At 40.2% G+C, this 18,051-nt stretch carries 16 protein-coding genes; 10 read left to right on the top strand and 6 right to left on the bottom strand.

Annotation, left to right across the window (positions count from 1 at the left end; all coding sequences use genetic code 11):
* Positions 1–123 precede the first annotated feature (123 nt).
* The 7 genes from pgtP to A5N85_RS03295 all read left to right on the top strand — a co-directional run bounded on the left by pgtP (position 124) and on the right by A5N85_RS03295 (position 7,253).
* A complete protein-coding gene (gene pgtP / locus A5N85_RS03320; RefSeq protein ID WP_072575967.1) occupies positions 124–1,455 on the top strand; it encodes a phosphoglycerate transporter protein PgtP in 1,332 nt (443 codons plus the stop codon).
* Positions 1,456–1,968: 513 nt separating this feature from the next.
* On the top strand, positions 1,969–2,610 hold the full coding sequence (locus A5N85_RS03315; protein ID WP_072575966.1) for a vWA domain-containing protein: 642 nt from the start codon (positions 1,969–1,971) through the stop codon (positions 2,608–2,610).
* 8 nt (positions 2,611–2,618) lie between these two features.
* Entirely contained in the window at positions 2,619–2,927 is a 309-nt protein-coding gene (locus tag A5N85_RS14550; protein WP_084601597.1) for a vWA domain-containing protein, read from the top strand.
* 171 nt (positions 2,928–3,098) lie between these two features.
* Entirely contained in the window at positions 3,099–3,683 is a 585-nt protein-coding gene (locus tag A5N85_RS14545) for a TerY-C metal binding domain-containing protein (RefSeq protein ID WP_084601595.1), read from the top strand.
* A 25-nt stretch (positions 3,684–3,708) separates the two neighbouring features.
* Entirely contained in the window at positions 3,709–5,268 is a 1,560-nt protein-coding gene (locus A5N85_RS03305; protein WP_072575965.1) for a PP2C family serine/threonine-protein phosphatase, read from the top strand.
* Positions 5,261–6,757 carry a helix-hairpin-helix domain-containing protein gene (locus tag A5N85_RS03300; protein WP_072575964.1) on the top strand — a complete coding sequence of 499 codons (1,497 nt, stop codon included), beginning with the start codon at positions 5,261–5,263 and terminating at the stop codon, positions 6,755–6,757. Before A5N85_RS03305 ends, A5N85_RS03300 begins: the two co-directional genes overlap by 8 nt.
* Before the next feature lie 10 nt (positions 6,758–6,767).
* The gene (locus tag A5N85_RS03295; protein WP_072575963.1) at positions 6,768–7,253 is read left to right on the top strand and encodes a hypothetical protein; all 486 of its coding nucleotides are present in this window, start codon (positions 6,768–6,770) and stop codon (positions 7,251–7,253) included.
* Positions 7,254–7,689: 436 nt separating this feature from the next.
* On the opposite strand, the gene A5N85_RS03290 is transcribed toward A5N85_RS03295, so the two are convergent.
* Positions 7,690–8,496: a substrate-binding periplasmic protein gene (locus tag A5N85_RS03290; RefSeq protein ID WP_072575962.1), complete on the bottom strand. Its 807-nt coding sequence runs from the start codon at positions 8,494–8,496 to the stop codon at positions 7,690–7,692.
* A gap of 399 nt (positions 8,497–8,895) precedes the next feature.
* On the opposite strand from A5N85_RS03290, the gene A5N85_RS03285 reads away from it, so the two are divergent.
* The 3 genes from A5N85_RS03285 (at position 8,896) to rlmKL (ending at position 12,446) form a co-directional block, all read left to right on the top strand.
* The gene (locus tag A5N85_RS03285) at positions 8,896–9,750 is read left to right on the top strand and encodes a ZapG family protein (RefSeq protein WP_072575961.1); all 855 of its coding nucleotides are present in this window, start codon (positions 8,896–8,898) and stop codon (positions 9,748–9,750) included.
* Positions 9,747–10,205: an META domain-containing protein gene (locus A5N85_RS03280; RefSeq protein ID WP_072575960.1), complete on the top strand. Its 459-nt coding sequence runs from the start codon at positions 9,747–9,749 to the stop codon at positions 10,203–10,205. Before A5N85_RS03285 ends, A5N85_RS03280 begins: the two co-directional genes overlap by 4 nt.
* An 81-nt stretch (positions 10,206–10,286) precedes the next feature.
* The gene (rlmKL, locus tag A5N85_RS03275) at positions 10,287–12,446 is read left to right on the top strand and encodes a bifunctional 23S rRNA (guanine(2069)-N(7))-methyltransferase RlmK/23S rRNA (guanine(2445)-N(2))-methyltransferase RlmL (RefSeq protein WP_072575959.1); all 2,160 of its coding nucleotides are present in this window, start codon (positions 10,287–10,289) and stop codon (positions 12,444–12,446) included.
* A 64-nt stretch (positions 12,447–12,510) separates the two neighbouring features.
* Here rlmKL and putP read toward each other — a convergent pair whose 3' ends face one another.
* The 5 genes from putP to lipA all read right to left on the bottom strand — a co-directional run bounded on the left by putP (position 12,511) and on the right by lipA (position 17,860).
* Entirely contained in the window at positions 12,511–13,947 is a 1,437-nt protein-coding gene (gene putP, locus A5N85_RS03270; RefSeq protein WP_072575958.1) for a sodium/proline symporter PutP, read from the bottom strand.
* 224 nt (positions 13,948–14,171) lie between these two features.
* Positions 14,172–14,915, bottom strand: a complete 744-nt coding sequence (locus tag A5N85_RS03265; protein WP_072575957.1) for an ABC transporter substrate-binding protein — start codon at positions 14,913–14,915, stop codon at positions 14,172–14,174.
* A gap of 307 nt (positions 14,916–15,222) precedes the next feature.
* Positions 15,223–16,179 carry a tRNA 5-methoxyuridine(34)/uridine 5-oxyacetic acid(34) synthase CmoB gene (gene cmoB / locus A5N85_RS03260; RefSeq protein WP_072575956.1) on the bottom strand — a complete coding sequence of 319 codons (957 nt, stop codon included), beginning with the start codon at positions 16,177–16,179 and terminating at the stop codon, positions 15,223–15,225.
* Positions 16,179–16,889, bottom strand: coding sequence for a carboxy-S-adenosyl-L-methionine synthase CmoA (gene cmoA / locus A5N85_RS03255; protein WP_072575955.1), 711 nt, complete (start codon positions 16,887–16,889; stop codon positions 16,179–16,181). The genes cmoB and cmoA overlap by 1 nt, the downstream gene beginning before the upstream one ends.
* Entirely contained in the window at positions 16,889–17,860 is a 972-nt protein-coding gene (gene lipA, locus A5N85_RS03250; RefSeq protein WP_072575954.1) for a lipoyl synthase, read from the bottom strand. The genes cmoA and lipA overlap by 1 nt, the downstream gene beginning before the upstream one ends.
* Between the last annotated feature and the right edge of the window lie 191 nt (positions 17,861–18,051).

Here is an 18,051-nt window from a genome sequence, read left to right as displayed (position 1 = left end):
ATAGGATATGCTCAGTTTGTTTTTGATAATTCTACTACAAGTTGTTCTTTATATCTGCTTTGGATAGATTGGATTATAAGTGATTTGACTATATATAAATTTTTTAACCCATGGAGGATTATTATGTTTGCATTTCTCAAAGCATTGCCACCCAAAGACCCGCCACTGACGGATAAACAACAAATTGATGAAGAATATCGTCGCCTGCGCTGGCAGGTATTTTTCGGAGTATTTATTGGTTATGCAGCTTACTATCTGATTCGTAAGAATTTTTCTTTAGCTATTCCGCATCTTATTGAGCAATACGGCTACAGCAAAGCGCAACTCGGCACGGTATCGCTGGCGTTGTCGGTGGCATACGGATTTAGCAAATTCATCATGGGAAATATTTCTGACCGTAGTAATCCAAAATATTTCATTGTGTTAGGATTATTGGGTTCGGCAAGCGTTAGCTTGATATTCGGCTTAGCGCCGGGCGTGTTGACTTCGCTGACTTTCATGATCGTACTCGCAACAATGAATGGCTGGTTCCAAGGCATGGGCTATCCGCCGGGCGCGAAAACAATGACCAACTGGTTTTCCACCGGTGAACGCGGCGCGTGGTGGAGCTGGTGGAATGTATCGCACAATTTAGGGGGAGGTTTAATTGGACCATTGGCAATTTTAGGCTTATATTTATTCGGCGCGTGGCAGGCTTTATTTTATTTTCCAGCAATGATTGCTATTGTATTAAGCATGGTAGTGTTTATATTGATGCGCGATACCCCTGAATCACAAGGTTTGCCGCCTATTGAAGTATACAAAGGTGGTGCAACACAAGCAGTATTGCCTTCCGCACACACGCTTTCTAGCAAAGATATTTTGCTACGCTATATCATCAATAATAAATTTTTATGGGCGATTACGATTGCTAATGTTTTTGTCTACTTTATTCGTTATGGCATTATCGATTGGGCTCCGACGTACCTCAAAGAAGTCAAACATTTTTCTTTTGACAAACAAAGCTGGGCTTATTTCTTATATGAATACGCGGGCATTTTTGGGATGTTAGCCAGCGGTTATTTAAGCGATAAAGTTTTTAAAGGGCATCGCGCACCGCCAATGTTGATGTTTTTAGTGGGCGTATTGTTAGCCATTATCGTGTATTGGAAAAACCCCGCAGGTAATCCTCTCATTGATAATTTATGCCTGATTGCGATTGGCTTTTTAATTTATGGTCCAGTGATGATGATTGGGCTTCAAGCCGCAGATTTAGTCCCGCGCGTGGCAACTGGCACGGCAACTGGATTAACTGGCTTATTCGGCTATTTATTGGGTTCCGCCAGTGCGGGGACAATCATGGGATTGGTAGTTGACCATTACGGCTGGGATGGCGGTTTTTATACGCTGATTGCCTCGTGTGTGTTGGCATTTTTCTTCATTTCTCTGACGCTATTTAGGAAAGTCGAACGTTAAAATTTTCATCACCTAAGCCGCTGATAAATATTGATGCATAATGTTTAATGTAAATGTATTATCAGCGGTTTAATCTAACTAATCATGCCAAATTCTCTATTTAAAATTTATGATTGAGATGAGAGCGAAGCACAAAAATTTATCATTCTCTTGCTGATATGGCTTTTACCCTGTAAAGCGTATCAAGACAATTTAGCGATATAGCTAACTTCCCAAAAAATGTATACAACGTTAACTCAATATCCAATTTGAAAATAGCGTTCTATTTCTAAGTACGGTATGCATTTTTTTGGGAGCCCTGCTATAGTGACACAGCGAAAGCTAGTCAGGTTGCCATAGCTTGAGACCTTTGTAAAATCCCTAAAAATAGAGAATTTTCAATTTTTTAAATCTTAAAAAATATATTAAAATCATGGTGTTGATTTTTTGCTAGTGGTAAAAATTACTATAAAACGGAATTTTGCAAAGGTCTCAGCTTGCAAGCCCCCCCTCAAAGATTAAAGGAAATCTCGCATGAATAATCGTCGTTTACTCACTTATTTATTGATTGATACTTCTGGCTCAATGCAAGGCGAACCTATTGAAGCAGTCAACACAGGTTTAGGCGCACTGCTTTCCGCCCTTCGCCAAAATCCGTATGCGCTAGAAACGGTACATCTTAATATCACAACTTTTGATTCTGAGATTAAAGAAGTCCTTCCGCTTACGCCGTTAGAAAATGTGCAATTACCGACCATTCAATGTCCACGCTCTGGGGCAACGTTATTGGGAGAAGCATTAAAGCATATTGTGACTTCCGTTAAGGCAAACTTACGACCAGGAACACCAGAAGCTAAAGGCGACTGGGCGCCGATGCTGATTGTGCTCACCGATGGGAAAACGACGGATTTACTTGAGTATCAAGAAGCTACTGCGCAAATTCAAGCGCTCGGTTTTGGCAATATTGTGGCTTGTGCGGCAGGTCCTAAAGCAGACCCAAGTCAGTTAAAAGCGCTCACCGATACGGTCGTGAGTTTAGATACGATGGATGCACGCGGTTTTTCTGCGTTTTTCCAATGGGTTTCAGAAGCTGTGGGCGGAAAAAGCACGACCATTGGTGCAGGCGCCAATAATGATTTACCGCCACCGCCAGCAGAAATTAACGTCGTATTATAGGAGGAGATATGCGTCGTTTACCGATTTTCTTTGTGTTAGATGTGTCTGAGAGTATGGTTGGGATGCCACTTGAAGCCTTACAAGAAGGCATGAACCGCTTAATTCGTTCTTTGCGTACCGACCCGTATGCGTTAGAAACGATTTATATCAGCGTGATTGCTTTTGCCGGCAAAGTGAAAACACTCATTCCGCTTACTGAGTTATTCGCTTTTTTCCCACCTAAATTACCTCTTGGTGCAGGCACAGCTATTGGCGCTGCATTAGATCATCTTTCCAAAGAAATCGACGCACAAGTCATTCCCAACAGTCCAACGTAAAAAGGCGATTATCAGCCGATAGTCTATTTCTTAACTGATGGCGCTGCGACTGATAGCACACAAGAAGCCATTAACCGCTTTCAAAGCATACAAAAAGGCGTCAAATTTATTGCGATTGGTATTGGTAAACATGCAGATTTAAGTCTGTTTCGTCCGCTCACCGATGAAATTTTGCGCCTAGAAAACACCAGTGAACAAGATTTTCGTCAATTTGTTGATTGGATTAGTCAATCTGTTTCTGCGCAAAGCCGAAGCGTTGGCACAGGCGTTTCGCTCGACAAAGTCAGCTTAGAAAAAGCAGAAAGCTTTGATGTGATGAAAATTATCCGTGAACAAGTGGATGCAGATGCCGTAGATAATCATTTTGTATTATTAAACGGGCAATGCAGCACGACGGGTAAGCCATATCTTTTAAAATATGAGCGTGTGGAATTACCGCCAGAAGTACGCGCACAGCATCAATTCCCAGAGGTAGTTTATGACTATTGTCATAGTGCAGCGCTAGATGAAAGCTATTATGAATGGTCAGATACCCGTATCAATCTCAATAGCATCAATGTCAATGCGCTATTAGGCGGTGGTTCTTGTCCGCATTGTCGCAATCGCTATACTTTAGCGCTGTGCAGTGATTGTTCACAGCTGATGTGCATTGCTGGTGCGGGGAAAGTGTCTTGCCCACATTGTGGTAGCGAACAAGAATTTGTTTATAGTAATGGCGAAGAAGTGAGTTTTGAAATTAGCCGTTCGCGCGGTTAATTTTCTAGCAAAGAGGAGATTTTTCATGACAGACCCCAAACATCCACCAAATGAAGCCTCAGCTATCCCCGATGACGCTTCTCTATCAGATGAGAATAAATTGCTTCCAGTGGATGAAAAAAGTCCCACTTCTGATACTTCAATAGAAAGATGCAGTGATGAACGAGAGAATGCAAATTTATCTGAAAGCGACAGTGAAAATAAATCGCTTCCAATGGAAGAACACAGCGATGGGCTAGCAACGTCTTTAGATAATGAACAATCCTCTAATCATAAGCAACCGTTGGATGCACTAAACAATGAAACGTCCTCAACGGATCAAGTTTCCACGCCCCCAAATAAAGTATCTCCAGCAGAAGTAGATGTATTCCCCGCTTCTACCACAGCTGACCTTGATAAAATCATTGATGGTGGCACCATTCGTCTTCCCAATGCCAAGCAGAATCAACCTTATTGTGAAACGCTACCAGCGAGTAAAATTCATGATTTAACTGCGCTACAACTCAGCGAAGATACAGACGTAGAATTAACGCTTGAAGAGAATATTTTAAAAGGGACTCCGCAGAAAGCGGGCGAATATCAACTTTCTCTTATTGGGAAGCGCGGAAAAGAGCGCATACAAATTACCTTACAGCTCTTAATTAATCCCGACCCTCGCACGCTATGGCAAGAAATCGAGCCAGAAACACCGTTATTCCGTAAATCGCATCGGGCGTATCTTCGCCAAAGCACCCCACAAGCCACGCTCACTGCTGCACGTATTCGCGGGCGTTCGCATGCGCATAAAGGCAGTTTTTGTGAAGACGACATAGCAATTTTATCGTCGCCTAATACACTTGGTTACTTTGGCATGGTGGCGGATGGCGCGGGCAGTTCACGATATTCTCGATTAGCCTCACAAGTGCTTTGCGAGAGTGTTCCCAGACATTTACAAAAAAACTTTCACGCTCTCCAACAAAAAGAAAATTTCGCAGAACTTCTCGCCCCTATTGAAGAAAACAAGATAGAAACAAACCTCAGAACTGCTTTATCAACCTGTCTTGCGCATAGCGTTTATTACGCGCTTAATGATTTACAAGCGCATTGTCAATTAAATGGCGAATCCATCCCAATCACTTTTCGTGATTTATACAGCACTTGCTTATGTTTCTGGGCATTACCACTTGCCGACGGCAGCTATATTTTAACGAGCTATTGGGTAGGTGATGGCGGATTAGCCGTTGCTCACGATAATACCTTTACCCTACTCGGTGAACCTGATGGCGGAGAATTTTCTGGGCAGACCCGCTTTTTAACGGTGGAAGAAGTCAGCGAAGCGGCATTTAAAAAACGTATTCGTTGTGCACGCTATACTAACTTGCAAAGCGTTTGGGCACTCACTGATGGCATTACTGATGCCAAATTTGCTAGCGAAAGCCAATTAAATCAGCCTGAACAGTGGCGAGCCTTAGCCAATGAAATTCTGCCTCATCTAGCCGATGAAAAAGCACTCTATGACTGGCTAGGTTTTTGGTCGCAAGGAAATCATGATGACCGTAGCTTATGCGTATTAGAAATCCATCATAAGGAATGCACTGATGACTAATCTGATTAAACTCAATGCTACAGATGGCACACCTATTGAATTTATCGATGAAGTCAAAGCGCAAGGCGGAATGAAAGACGTCTATTTTTCGCCCCAAAAAGACTATGCGGTAGCCTTTTTACGCGAAGATGCCGACCCTGAAACGTGTTCTCGTTTAGAAATGATTACTGGTAGCTACCGCGAACGCATCTTCGGACAAGAAGGCGGAGACTATCTGAAAAAACTATATTGTTGGCCAATCGCTGTGGTGCAATACCAAAACCGCTTAGGCGTGGTCGTCCCCTTTTATCGAGAAAACTTTTTCTTTCGTTACGGTAGCCGTAACAGCGACATGCTTGGCATCAAAGGCAAAGAAAAGGACGGTAAATGGTTCGCCTCTGCCAACAACCGCAATAAATACCTCGACCCACGCGAATTAGGCGATTGGATGAAATTCCTAAAAATCTGTTTGCTTCTCGCGCGTGCTGTCCGTCGAATGCACATGGCAGGACTTAGCCATTCAGACTTAGGTTACAAAAATTGCTTGATTGACCCTGAAACAGGTGATGCTTGCCTGATTGATATTGATGGTTTAGTTGTCCCTGGGAAACATCCGCCAACCGTTGTGGGTACTCCCGACTTTATTGCTCCTGAAGTTGTTGCCACCACGCATTTACCAATGGATGACCCTAATCGCGTTTTACCGTCACGCACGACTGATTTGCACGCCTTAGCGGTATTAATTTATATGTATCTACTTTATCGTCATCCGCTGAGAGGCGATCGTGTATTAGATAGCGACGCACAAAAAGACGAAACCCTCAACATGGGCGAAAAAGCGCTCTTCGTTGAGCATCCGACTGATAACAGTAATCGCATCAATCTTGATAAAGTGCGCGCTTCTGAATTACCTTGGGCAGATACGCAGAAGCTCCCCTATACCATTACTGGTCCCTATCTCAGCGTCTTATTTGAACGCGCCTTTATTGATGGTTTACATCAACCACATAAACGTCCCAGCGCAGATGAATGGGAACAAGCGCTCATTAAAACTGTGGACTTACTTCAACCCTGCGCTAACCCTGATTGTGAGCAAAAATGGTACGTCTTTGACAACAAACAGCATCCCGTTTGCCCATTTTGCGGTACGCCTTATCAAGGAAAACTCCCTGTGCTAAACCTCTATTCCCTACATCATGATGGAAAATATCGTCCTGATAACCACCGTCTAATGGTTTATAGTGGACAATCTCTCTTTAAATGGCATATCAGCAACAACTACTATCCCAACGAAAAAATCAGTACCGCCGACAGCTGTCGAGTAGGCTATTTTCTTTTGCATAACGGTGAATGGTTACTGGTTAACGAAGCAATGCCCGACTTAATGGATGTTCAAGAGAAAAAAGCCATTCCCATTGGCGGACACGTTGCGCTTACAGATGGCGTGCAACTACTACTATCCAAAGAAACCGGCGGACGACTGATTGCCGTACAAATGTCGGGAGGTTAAACATTCTCCCATGACCAATAACATCCGTATCCCGCTCAGCCTCGCTAAACCCTTAGGACGCGCTTCCGCTTGGCTAGGATTAGCCCTCTATACCGCGATTGGCTTGCCAAGCCTTGAATTTGCGCCCGAAACCGCATGGTTAAAATGGGGCGTCATCATATTGATTGCCATAACCGCTTTACTAGATGGCGCTATCTTACTCTCTCACTGGATAAGACGCGGTGAATACGGCATCATCGCGCGAGATAACACCCTCATCATCCAAGTCAGCGCCCGCCAAAATCACCACTACCGCCTACAACGCAACGAAATTACCGAAATTCAATTACACTACTCGGGACGAAGCAACAACAGAATCCACATCAAACTCACCCCTGAAAGCGCAAACCGCATTGGAAAAGCAGAAATCGTCATCCACACCAATCACCTAAAAGGTTGGTCAAAACACATCACCCAACAATTACAAGAATGGCAAACTTGCTCATCAACAGCGTAACCTCCAAAAACTAACCGCTCAAATCATCAATTTTGAAAAAAGTAGTATTACTGAATTTTACGCACTAAATCTTAGTCAATCTCAACAAAACGAAACTCTGTGATTAACACTGCAAAATAACTGTCTATAGTGAAAGGCTACTAGAATAGTTACAGTATTAAGATAGATGAATAAAGTAAGCACATGTATTATTACTGGAATAGCGATCTCATTTCTGTGACTCTTTTATTAGCCTTTGACTATATAGCTTGTATCTTGCAAAAGACCTTAACATACCGGACCTTTGCAAAAAAACATAAAATAGAAAAATTTCAATTTTTTAAATTTTGAAAACATATTAAAATCATAGTTAATTTTTCTACTAGTAGCAAAAATTAGTATAAAACGGAATTTTTCAAAAGTTTCAATAGGTGTTTTTGTATTATTAAAAAGTAGGCTAATCTAAATTTTTAGCGACAGATTCTCCAAACCATTTAGTTGCAATCTTAGTAAAAGTCCCATCTGCCTTAATTGATTTAATGCCTCTATCTAATTTTTCTTTTAATGCTTTATTTCCTTTTTTAACAGCAAAGCCTGCTCGAACTCTTTCTTCTAGAGGTTGTACCAGTGTGAAGAATTTTATTTCAGGAAAACGTTGCATATAGTGCTGCATCACTAAGGTATCTCCAAATCCTACATCAGCGCCACCAGCCATCATTTTTTGAAAAGCAAAATATTGGCTGATGACTGGACGAAATTTATCACTGTCCCCAAACATTTCTTGTAAGGAACTCAGATTGGTCGTTTTATCTTTCATGGAAATAGTGACATTTCTTAGAGAGTCAAAATCTGTTACGCCCAATGCTTTCGCTCTAGAATCAATCATGACGGCTGTTCGAGTAGGATGAATATAAGGAACAGTAAAGTCAACTAATTTTGCTCGTTGAGGCGTAATTGTAATTGCCGCCATAATAATATCTGCATCGGTATTATTTAGTAGTTCAAAGATATTTTTCCAAGAGCGATGCTTAATTTTGAAGTCAAATCCTTCTCTATCGGCAATGGCTTGCATAAGATCAACATCAAAACCAATGATATTACCAGTTCCGTCATCAAACTCATAAGGTGAGTTTGTCATATCTGTAATGATGTTATACACAGGTTTTACGTTTTGTGAATAACTTTGTGTATAAAACACAAAGCAAAAACAAATCGTAATTCTTTTAATAAATGTAATCAAAAATGGATAGTTTATATATTTCATAAATTAACTCCTCTAAAATGAAAGTATATTTATTTACATCATATAGCATCTTTTTTAATAATGTATTTTTATTTTCAATAGTGATTTTATTTTTATAAAAAATGCTTTTTCTATTTTTTATTTTCAATAAATAAAAAACTTTAAACTAATTTGATTAAAAAACAACATTTGAGTAATATTAACTATCTTAATTAAGATATTAAATAAAAAATATAGATTATTTTGAATAAATAACTTTTATGAAATAAATTTTATTTATTCAATAAATATTATGTATCTAATAAATTTGATAATATTTAATTTGATATGAAGTGAAGTAAGAGTAAATAATTGATAGTTTAGTTTTTTTTAGATAGATTTCGAGATATACTAAACAAGATTCAAAACTGGAGAAAATCGATGCAAGCTCAAAATCAATATGTGATTATTGCAGCCGTTGTTGGCTTTATTATTGGCGCAATCATTTTTTGGTTGATTGGTCGTTCTGGAAAGGGAGCGGAAGAAAATCCTCTACAAAAACCTTATAATGATTTAAAAAAAGAATTTGAAGCGTATAAAGCAGAAGTTAGCAAACACTTTACCAAAACCGCTGATGCCGTTGATCATTTGACTAAAAGTTATCAAGATGTCTTTACCCATTTATCACAAGGTGCTGAAAAATTGATGGATGAGCAAGCATTAAAACTTGCTCGGGAAAAACGTCAAGGTAAAGCGGTTACGTTAGCTTATCTCAGCCCAACAGAAACTGAGAAAAATGAAGCTAAAACAGCTCCCGTTACTTCAGCAAACACGTCTGCTAATCAAAAGCCTTTAACTGGAAAACCACTCGCTGCTTCATCAGAAAATACGGAAAAAGCAACTTCAGCAGCACCAGTTACGCCTCGTCCGGCAGAAGCTACAAAGCCTTCAACGGCACCAAAAGCTGACGTGAAATCTGAATCATCGTTAGATACTGCAAAAGCAGGCACCGCGCCTACTGCTAAAACCGAAGTAAAACCAGAAGCACCGAAGACAATTCAACCGGAAGCACAACAAGTTCTTCCTAGTAAAAAAGAAGGTAATCCGCAGAAAGCTGGAAATCAGCCAACGGATTTAACAGAAAAAGATAAAACTGGTGCGTCGGAAAAAACCTCTGTGCTAAAAGCTGCAGAAAAAGCTGGATTAAAAGCGAATGACGAAAAAACTGCTCAAACAGAAGGTATTGAGGCAGTTAAGCGTCATATTCATGCAAATCAACCTAAGTCTTCATCATGAATATAAAAGCGGTATTTTTATCAATTTTTGGGATGGCGGTTTTATCTCTAACAGGCTGTCAATCTAGTAATTTATCGGCTTTATCATTAGTGCCGAATGATTCACAAACAGTATCCGACGCAATGAACAATGGTTATTGGCAATTAACCCAAGCAGAAATCGACGGAAAAACATTGATCATTTCAGCACCAATTACTTTATCTGTTCATAATGGTGAGTTTAGCGGTCAAAGCGGTATAAATCGTTATCGAACGGAAGCAAAACTGCAAAATGGTTCGCTTGAGGTAGATAATAATATTCAAACCACCCGAATGGCTGGGCCAGTTAATGAAATGCGGCTAGAAAGCGATTATTTATCAGCTTTGCGTAGAGTGAATCACTATCAGCGTAATGGGGAAACTTTATCATTAAGCGGTGATGGTGTTTCTTTACAATATCGTGCAACCCAACCATAATGATTAAAATTGGCAATTTTGTCGAACAATAAGTCTTAACAATGACCGCTTAGGCGGTCATTTTCTTATGTTTAAGGAACTATCGTGAAAAAAATTATCTTACCGTGTGCGAAAGGAACAGAGCAGCTATTAGTAGAAGAAGCACAAGCATTGGGATTGGAATCTGTCAAAATGGCACCCGGAGTGGTAAAGGGAGAGGGCAGTTTAGAAACCGTTTATCGCTTATGTTTATGGTCTAGACTGGCAAGCAGAGTGCTATTAGTTTTAACAGAGGGAGAAATTCAATCACCTGAAGACCTATATCAGTTAGTTTATGCCTTGCCATGGGATGATCATTTATCAGTAGATACCACTTTTTCTGTTCGTTTTTCTGGGCAAGGGCAGGGAATCAATAATACGCAGTTTGGGGGATTAAAGGTAAAAGATGCGATTGTTGATCAGTTGCGGGTGGTTTTCCGCCGTCGTCCTGATGTTAATACGGTTGCGCCAGATATTTCTATTGATGTCCATTTACGTAAGGGATTGGTGACGGTTGCATTGGATTTATCAGGCGGTGCGTTACACCAAAGAGGATATCGTCAAGTACAAGGAATTGCGCCTATTAAAGAATCTTTGGCTGCTGCTGTGCTGTATCGTGCAAAATGGCATCAATTGGCAAAGCAAGTTGATAGTTTGATTGACCCTATGTGTGGTTCTGGGACGTTATTGATTGAAGGGCTTTTAATGGCAGCAGATATTGCGCCGGGTTTGTATCGTTGTCAATTTGGTTTTGAAAAATGGCAAAGCCATCGCCCAGCAACTTGGCAGCGTTTATATCAGGAAGCATTAGAGAGAAAAATAGTAGGGTTAGAGCAATTAAAAATAAAATTTTATGGTTTTGATCAGCATGCGCCTGTTTTGCGTGCAGCAAGAGAAAATTTAGGTTGTTTACAAATAGATTATCCTATTCATTTTGAACGTAGTGATATCACGGTATTCTCAGCGCAACCCGCTTATGGGCAGTCTGGCTTGATTGTATGTAATCCGCCTTATGGAGAGCGGTTGGGAGAATTGCCCGAGTTATTACCCACATATGCGGCTTTAGGGCGAGCCTTTAAAACGTTTCCGCCTCAATGGCAAATGGCAATTATTGGTAGCAATGAAACGTTATTAAAACGACTAAAATTGCGTTCAGAACATCAGTATCAGATTTTTAATGGCGCCTTAGAAAGTCGAATTATGCTGTATCAGCGAGATAATCAACCAGAAGCAGTATTAAAATCCGCTTCTGAAGAAAACACAGAAACCTTATCATCGCCATTGCTTTCTGAAAATGCGCAAATGTTTGCCAATCGGTTACGAAAAAATTTATCAAAACTAGATAAATGGGCAAAAAAGGTTCTGACAACCGCTTATCGAATTTACGATAAAGATTTACCTGAATATGCTGTTGCGATTGATCGTTATGCTGATTGGATATTAGTACAAGAATATGCACCGCCAAAAGATATTCCAGTGGCAAAAGCAGAACAGCGGTTAATGGATGTTATACAAGCATTGCCTAGCTGTTTATCTGTTAATCCCAAAAAGATTGTCCTGAAAACGCGAGAAAGACAGGCAGGAAAGAAACAATATAAGCGTTTACAACAAAGTGATGAAAAAATTATCGTGACTGAGGGAGCGGCAAAATTCTGGGTAAATTTAAAAGACTATTTAGATACAGGCTTATTTTTAGACCACCGCTCAATGCGGCGTCGTATCTTTGAAGAAGCAAAAGATAAGAAAGTGCTAAACCTATTTTGTTATACCGCTTCTGTTTCCGTACAAGCTGCGCTGGGAGGCGCTTCATATACGACCAGTGTAGATTTATCTCAGACCTATTTAGATTGGGCATGGGAAAATTTTGACTTAAATGAACTATCCAGTCGACATCGTTTAGAAAGAGGCGATGTGATGGAATGGCTAGTCGGGGGTAAAGATACTTACGATTTAATTTTTTGCGATCCACCCACTTTTTCCAATACGAAAAAAACACAAAGAGTCTTTGATGTCCAACAAGCGCATCCAACGCTAATTGAGCGTTGTATGAAGCGATTAGCCCCCGGTGGTGTACTCTATTTTTCTAATAATTATCGTGGTTTTAAATGGGATAATACGCTGAACCAACGTTATCAAATCGAAGAAATTAGTGCGACAACCATTGATTTAGATTTTAAACGACATGCGAATATCCATCGCGTATGGAAAATTCAGCATAAATAAACATTCTCTATTTTAATTAAAGATTAACCGCTTGATTTACTCAAGCGGTTTTAATAGCGATTACTTAACGATTTTCAGTATATTCAGAAGTATCCTGTTGCGTAAATAAGCTAACAACGAACATCGCTAGTGCTGCTAGGATAAACGCTGGCAATAGTTCATAAAGCTCAAAAATACCGCCTTTTAATTTATTCCAAATGACGGTAACGACTGCGCCAGTCAGCGCCCCTGCAATCGCACCATGCCAAGTCGCTTTTTTCCACCATAACGCAATAAGCATTACCACACCACAAGAAGCGCCAAGCCCTGCCCAAGCATAAGAAACAATATCTAAAACCTTACTGTTTTCATCCCAAGCAAGAATTAAAGCAATCATCGCAATCGCTCCAACCGTGATACGACTGAGCAATAAAGATTGTTTCGGTGTTAAGTATTTGCCAAGTAAATCGCTAGTTAATGCGGCACTGGCTACCAATAATTGACTGTCGGCTGTGGACATAATGGCTGCCATTACTGCTGCTAAAAACAATCCTGTAATTAAAGGATGCGTGAGTACCTTAATCATTTGAATAAAAACCTGCTCACTATCTGCTAAAGGAGCATCATAAAAATAGACAAATCCAATCAGTCCGACACCCACAGAAAGCGTCATCACAATACCAGACCATGCCGTGGCAATCCATTTAGCAGACGTCACCGATTTTACATCTCGAATGCCCATAAAGCGCGCCAAAATATGTGGTTGTCCAAAATAGCCTAGCCCCCATGCCATTAAAGATGCAATCGTAAGCGCATTCATAGCTGTGCCATCGGGCTTTTGGAAAATATTGAGATGATTTGGGCTAATTTCATGTAAACGATTAAATGTCGCTTCCACTCCGCCTAACTCTTGTATTGCTAACACGGGCACAATTGCAATGGCAGTAATCATCAGCAGCCCTTGCACAACATCGGTCCAGCTAACAGCAAGATATCCACCTAAAAACGTATACGTTAGGACCACCGCAGCGCCAGCAACAATCGCCGTATGATAATCCATCCCAAATAACGAATTAAATAGCTTACCACCCGCTACAAATCCTGAACTGGTATAAAAAGTAAAGAAAAATAAAATCGCAATAGATAAAGCGATACGCAAAAATCCTGTTGGATCATGTAATTTACGTTCTAAAAAAGTAGGGACTGTTAAAGAGTCATCTAATAATTCACTTTCCTCACGCAGACGAGGGGCTATTAGTTGCCAATTTAAAAAAGTACCAAGAAAAAGCCCAAAACAAATCCAAAAAGCGGTCATTCCACCAACCAATGCAGAAGCAGGTAATCCCATCAACAGCCAACCGCTCATATCCGAAGCACCTGCGCTAATAGCAGAAGGAATAGGACCTAATTGACGACCGCCAAGAATAAAATCACTCACATTATTGGTTCGGAAATAAAAATACATACCAATTCCAAACATGAGTAATAAATACAGACCAAAAGTGACAAAATCTAACATCATTCAAATCTCCTTAAAGCGACTGCAACTTAATCATTATCCTCATTAGCCTTTATTGAGAGAAAGGCAAAAGAGAGAAATTTTAGGTAGTGGTTTGAAAAGTATTCTGAGTAATTTCTGTAAAAAAATATCACCCCAATATGCTTAAATTAAAATATTTTATTGTTGCTAAAATGATTGAGTCATAGTTCAGCATACTTTTCAAACCACTACCTAAAAACTAATAGTTATCCAGCATTATGATTAAACCATTTATCATAAATTTTTTGATAAGTTCCGTCGGCTTTTACAGCCTTTAAACCCTCGTTAATTTTTTCAAGTAATTCAAGATCATCTTTTTGTGTCAGCATAACAAAATTAATTCCGGAACCTACTTTATTATCAGAAATATAATAAAGATTATCTTTAAAGCGGTTTAAATAGGGAACAAGGACATGATAATCGTCATATACGACATCTGCTTCATTTTTTAATAAAGCTTTAATTTGCATATATTGCGTTTGCTCGCCAAGAATTTTTGCATCTGGGCCAAATAAAGTTTTTAGATATTCCACATTTGTGGTTCCAGCTTGGGTGACATAACGCAAACCCGCTAAATCCGAAATGTCTTTATCTTTATGCTTTGCATCTGTAAATATTGCAATCCGCTTACTGACGGCATAAGAATCCGATACACCATATTTTTCACGTCGTTTGGGGCTTTCTAATAGACCTGCGGAAATGATTTGAACTTGTCCATTATCTAGCTTCTTAAACATTTGGTCCCAAAGTTCAGATGAAAATTTCACTTTAAATCCTTCTTTTTCACCAATGGCAGAGAGTAAGTCGGGGTCAAAGCCTTTAATGTTGCTATTTTCGTCAACAAAAACGAATGGGGCATAATGTGCCTCTGTTGCTACTTTATAGGTAGGAATATCTGCTATAGCGGTAGCGACTGCTAATCCCCAAGCAGCTGTCAATAATGATTTCACCTTATATTCTCCATACTAATATTATAAAAATAAAACTAAGTTAGATTTGATATAGCTTAGCACTATCTCAGATAATGCTTGAACAAATATCTAACAATAGCTTAAATAAAAGGTAGTGGTTTGAAAAGTATGCTGGATTATGACTTAATACTTTTAATAACTATGAAATAGTTAAGTTTCAATATATTGGAGTGATGTTTTTTTATAGAAATTACTCAGGATACTTTCAAACCACTACCCCCATTTTTAATATAAATGAGCATTGATTATAGCAATGCTCATTTATCGCTCACGCTATTGCTTTAACTTATTTTCTTTTGGCAATAACTATTGCGCGTTTAGGTAGTGGGTCGTTTGGAGAACTTTCTGATAAAAATTCCGCAAGCGAATAGCTTTGCATCCAATCCGTTCGACGCTGTTCCTCTACGGTTGTTTCGATAGCTTCGCCAATATATTGCACGTCAAAATTCAAGCGTTTGAGCCAACGCGCTAAGGCAGCGGTACTGGGTAAAAACCACACATTTCGCATCCCTGCATATCGTGCTTCAGGCAAATAAACATGATATTCATTGCCGTCAACAACCAAAGTTTCTAATAATAATTCTCCACCAGCATTTAGCGTCTCGCGCAGTTGTGCTAGAAAAGCTAAAGGATCACGGCGATGATAGAGCACGCCCATGCAGATAGTTGCATCAAAGCGCTGTAATGGAATTTGTTCTAAAGTTGCTGGTAAATAAATGGCTTTTAGCTCGTGAAAGAATTGTTGTAAACAAAGAAACTGCGCAAAGTAATGCCAGGATGGATCAAGCCCCACCGCAATTCGTGCGTTATCCCCCAGTAAGCGATAAAGAAAATAACCGCTACCTGTGCCAACGTCCAAGACATTTTTCTCCCGCCATTCCATACCCGTTTGTTGGACGCGTTGATATTTCCAATCGCTACGCCACTCACAATCAACATCCACACCGCAAAGATGAAAAGGCCCTTTACGCCAAGGCATTAGCGCTTTAAGTTTAGCTTCGATAGTATGTTTTGTTTCTCTATTAACCGTTGCGATTGCGCTAACTGCTGCTGTGTCATAGCGTTTTTCAATCACTGACGGTAAAACGGATTTTAATTCGTCAACGATACTTAGCCATTGTGAAAATTGTCCGTGACGAGTTGCCCATGCCTGCGATAATCCCTGCCGAGCGGTTAAATCTATGCCTTGTAAGGTTGGCATGAAAGTTAATAAACGCGCCCATTCTGCGAAACAGTGTTCCATTATTTTATCGCCACCCACGCTTGAAAAGAGAGTCCTTGAAAATAAGTAAAGAAACGAGAAAAGCCCGCTTTTTTCAGGCGATTTTCTAAGGTTTCTACCTTATCGGTTTTCATGACGTTTTCTAAGGATTCACGTTTTTGTGCAATGGCCATTTCTGAATAGCCTTGTGCGCGTTTAAAAGCCTCATGCCAACAGGTAATTTCTTCATGAATCGGGCGCGTTTTTTCTGCAATCAGCAATGCTCCGCCAGTTGGCAATGCTTGATAAAGTTTCGTCAGTAATCCGTCGCGTTTTTCAGGCGGAATAAATTGTAAAACGAAATTTAAAACCATCAATTCCGCCTTTTCAAAAGGCATTTCGGTAATATCCGCTTCAATCACTTGAATATTAGGAATGCCTGCCCCTTGGATATATTGTTCAAAGCGTTGCACCATTGCAGAAGATAAATCTACTGCGGTGATGCGCGCCGTTTCTGGAATAAAGCGACGTAAAGAAAGGGAAACACCGCCTAAAGAGCAGCCTAAATCATAGATATGCCCATTCTCAGAAACAAAATCTGCACCAATGACGCCTGTCATGGTCAGTAGCGAAGCATAGGCAGGGATAGAGCGGTGAATCATATCGGGAAACACCGCTACTGTACGCTCATCAAATTGAAAATCTACCACGGATTGCGGTTGATCAAACAAGGTATCGCGAGGAAAATTCATTATAAAACCGCTTTTGCTGACATATCCGCATGATAAGAAGAACGCACCATTGGGCCAGAAGCCACGTGGACAAAGCCCATGCGTTTGCCCTCTGCTGCAAATTGATCAAATTCTTCAGGCGTGTAATAACGCTTAACGGGCAAATGTGCTGGCGAAGGCTGTAAGTATTGTCCGATAGTGAGCATATCAACATTATGCGCACGCAAATCTTCCATTACCGCTAAAATTTCTTCAGGTTCTTCGCCTAAACCAACCATTAAGCCGGATTTTGAAAGCACACGTGTCCCACAAGCCGCTTTATAATCGCGCAATAAAGCTAATGAATTGACATAATTCGCGCCAGGGCGTGCAATGTCATAGAGTCTTGGGATGGTTTCCATATTATGGTTAAACACATCGGGAGGCGTATTAACCAAAATATCAATCGCAATGGATTCTCGTCCGCGAAAATCAGGAGTCAGAATTTCGATTGTCATTCGGGGAGAAGTGCGACGAATTTCACGGACACATTCTGCAAAGTGCGCAGCGCCACCATCTTTTAAGTCATCACGGTCAACGGAGGTAATAACAACATGGTTTAATCCCATGGCGGCAACAGTTTCTGCTAAATGACGTGGCTCATCTTTATCCAATGGATTCGGTCGTCCGTGTCCGACATCACAAAATGGGCAACGACGCGTACAAATATCCCCCATAATCATAAAGCTTGCTGTGCCAAAGCGAAAACATTCCCCTAAATTCGGACAACTCGCCTCTTCGCAAACACTATGCAGTTTTTGCTCACGCATAATGCCTTTGAGTTTATCAACCTTTTCTCCACCCGGAAATTTTGCCCGTATCCAACTGGGTTTCTTTAAACGTTCTTGACCAACGTGCTCCACATTGACAGGGATTTGACGAATTTTTTCAGCGCCTTTTTTCTTAACGCCCATTGCACTTGGCTTATGAACGGTAGGGCTTTGTTCACTCATACTCTTCTCGATAAAAATAAATCACTATTCTACGCTGCTTAATAGACTGGGTAAAATCTCTATCAAGTAAGCTGCTATAGATGGGCAATAGAAAATTCGATAGTGGTTTGAAAAGTATGCTGGACGATGACCCAATAATTTCAACAATAATAAAATATGTAAATTTCAATATATTGAGTTGATATTTTTTW

This window comes from Suttonella ornithocola (assembly GCF_001889065.1).
In the GTDB taxonomy this organism is placed as follows: domain Bacteria; phylum Pseudomonadota; class Gammaproteobacteria; order Cardiobacteriales; family Cardiobacteriaceae; genus Suttonella_A; species Suttonella_A ornithocola.
The sequence above is the reverse complement of the archived record's forward strand: the minus strand, read 5'-3'. Positions and strand labels throughout refer to the sequence as shown.

Bases quoted from the DNA above. Each gene is read 5' to 3' on its own strand.
- pgtP (WP_072575967.1), top strand. From the start codon at position 124: ATGTTTGCATTTCTCAAAGCATTGCCACCCAAAGACCCGCCACTGACG.
- A5N85_RS03315 (WP_072575966.1), top strand. From the start codon at position 1,969: ATGAATAATCGTCGTTTACTCACTTATTTATTGATTGATACTTCTGGC.
- A5N85_RS14550 (WP_084601597.1), top strand. From the start codon at position 2,619: ATGCGTCGTTTACCGATTTTCTTTGTGTTAGATGTGTCTGAGAGTATG.
- A5N85_RS03305 (WP_072575965.1), top strand. From the start codon at position 3,709: ATGACAGACCCCAAACATCCACCAAATGAAGCCTCAGCTATCCCCGAT.
- A5N85_RS03300 (WP_072575964.1), top strand. From the start codon at position 5,261: ATGACTAATCTGATTAAACTCAATGCTACAGATGGCACACCTATTGAA.
- A5N85_RS03295 (WP_072575963.1), top strand. From the start codon at position 6,768: ATGACCAATAACATCCGTATCCCGCTCAGCCTCGCTAAACCCTTAGGA.
- A5N85_RS03290 (WP_072575962.1), bottom strand. From the start codon at position 8,496: ATGAAATATATAAACTATCCATTTTTGATTACATTTATTAAAAGAATT.
- A5N85_RS03285 (WP_072575961.1), top strand. From the start codon at position 8,896: ATGCAAGCTCAAAATCAATATGTGATTATTGCAGCCGTTGTTGGCTTT.
- A5N85_RS03280 (WP_072575960.1), top strand. From the start codon at position 9,747: ATGAATATAAAAGCGGTATTTTTATCAATTTTTGGGATGGCGGTTTTA.
- putP (WP_072575958.1), bottom strand. From the start codon at position 13,947: ATGATGTTAGATTTTGTCACTTTTGGTCTGTATTTATTACTCATGTTT.
- cmoB (WP_072575956.1), bottom strand. From the start codon at position 16,179: ATGGAACACTGTTTCGCAGAATGGGCGCGTTTATTAACTTTCATGCCA.
- cmoA (WP_072575955.1), bottom strand. From the start codon at position 16,889: ATGAATTTTCCTCGCGATACCTTGTTTGATCAACCGCAATCCGTGGTA.
- lipA (WP_072575954.1), bottom strand. From the start codon at position 17,860: ATGAGTGAACAAAGCCCTACCGTTCATAAGCCAAGTGCAATGGGCGTT.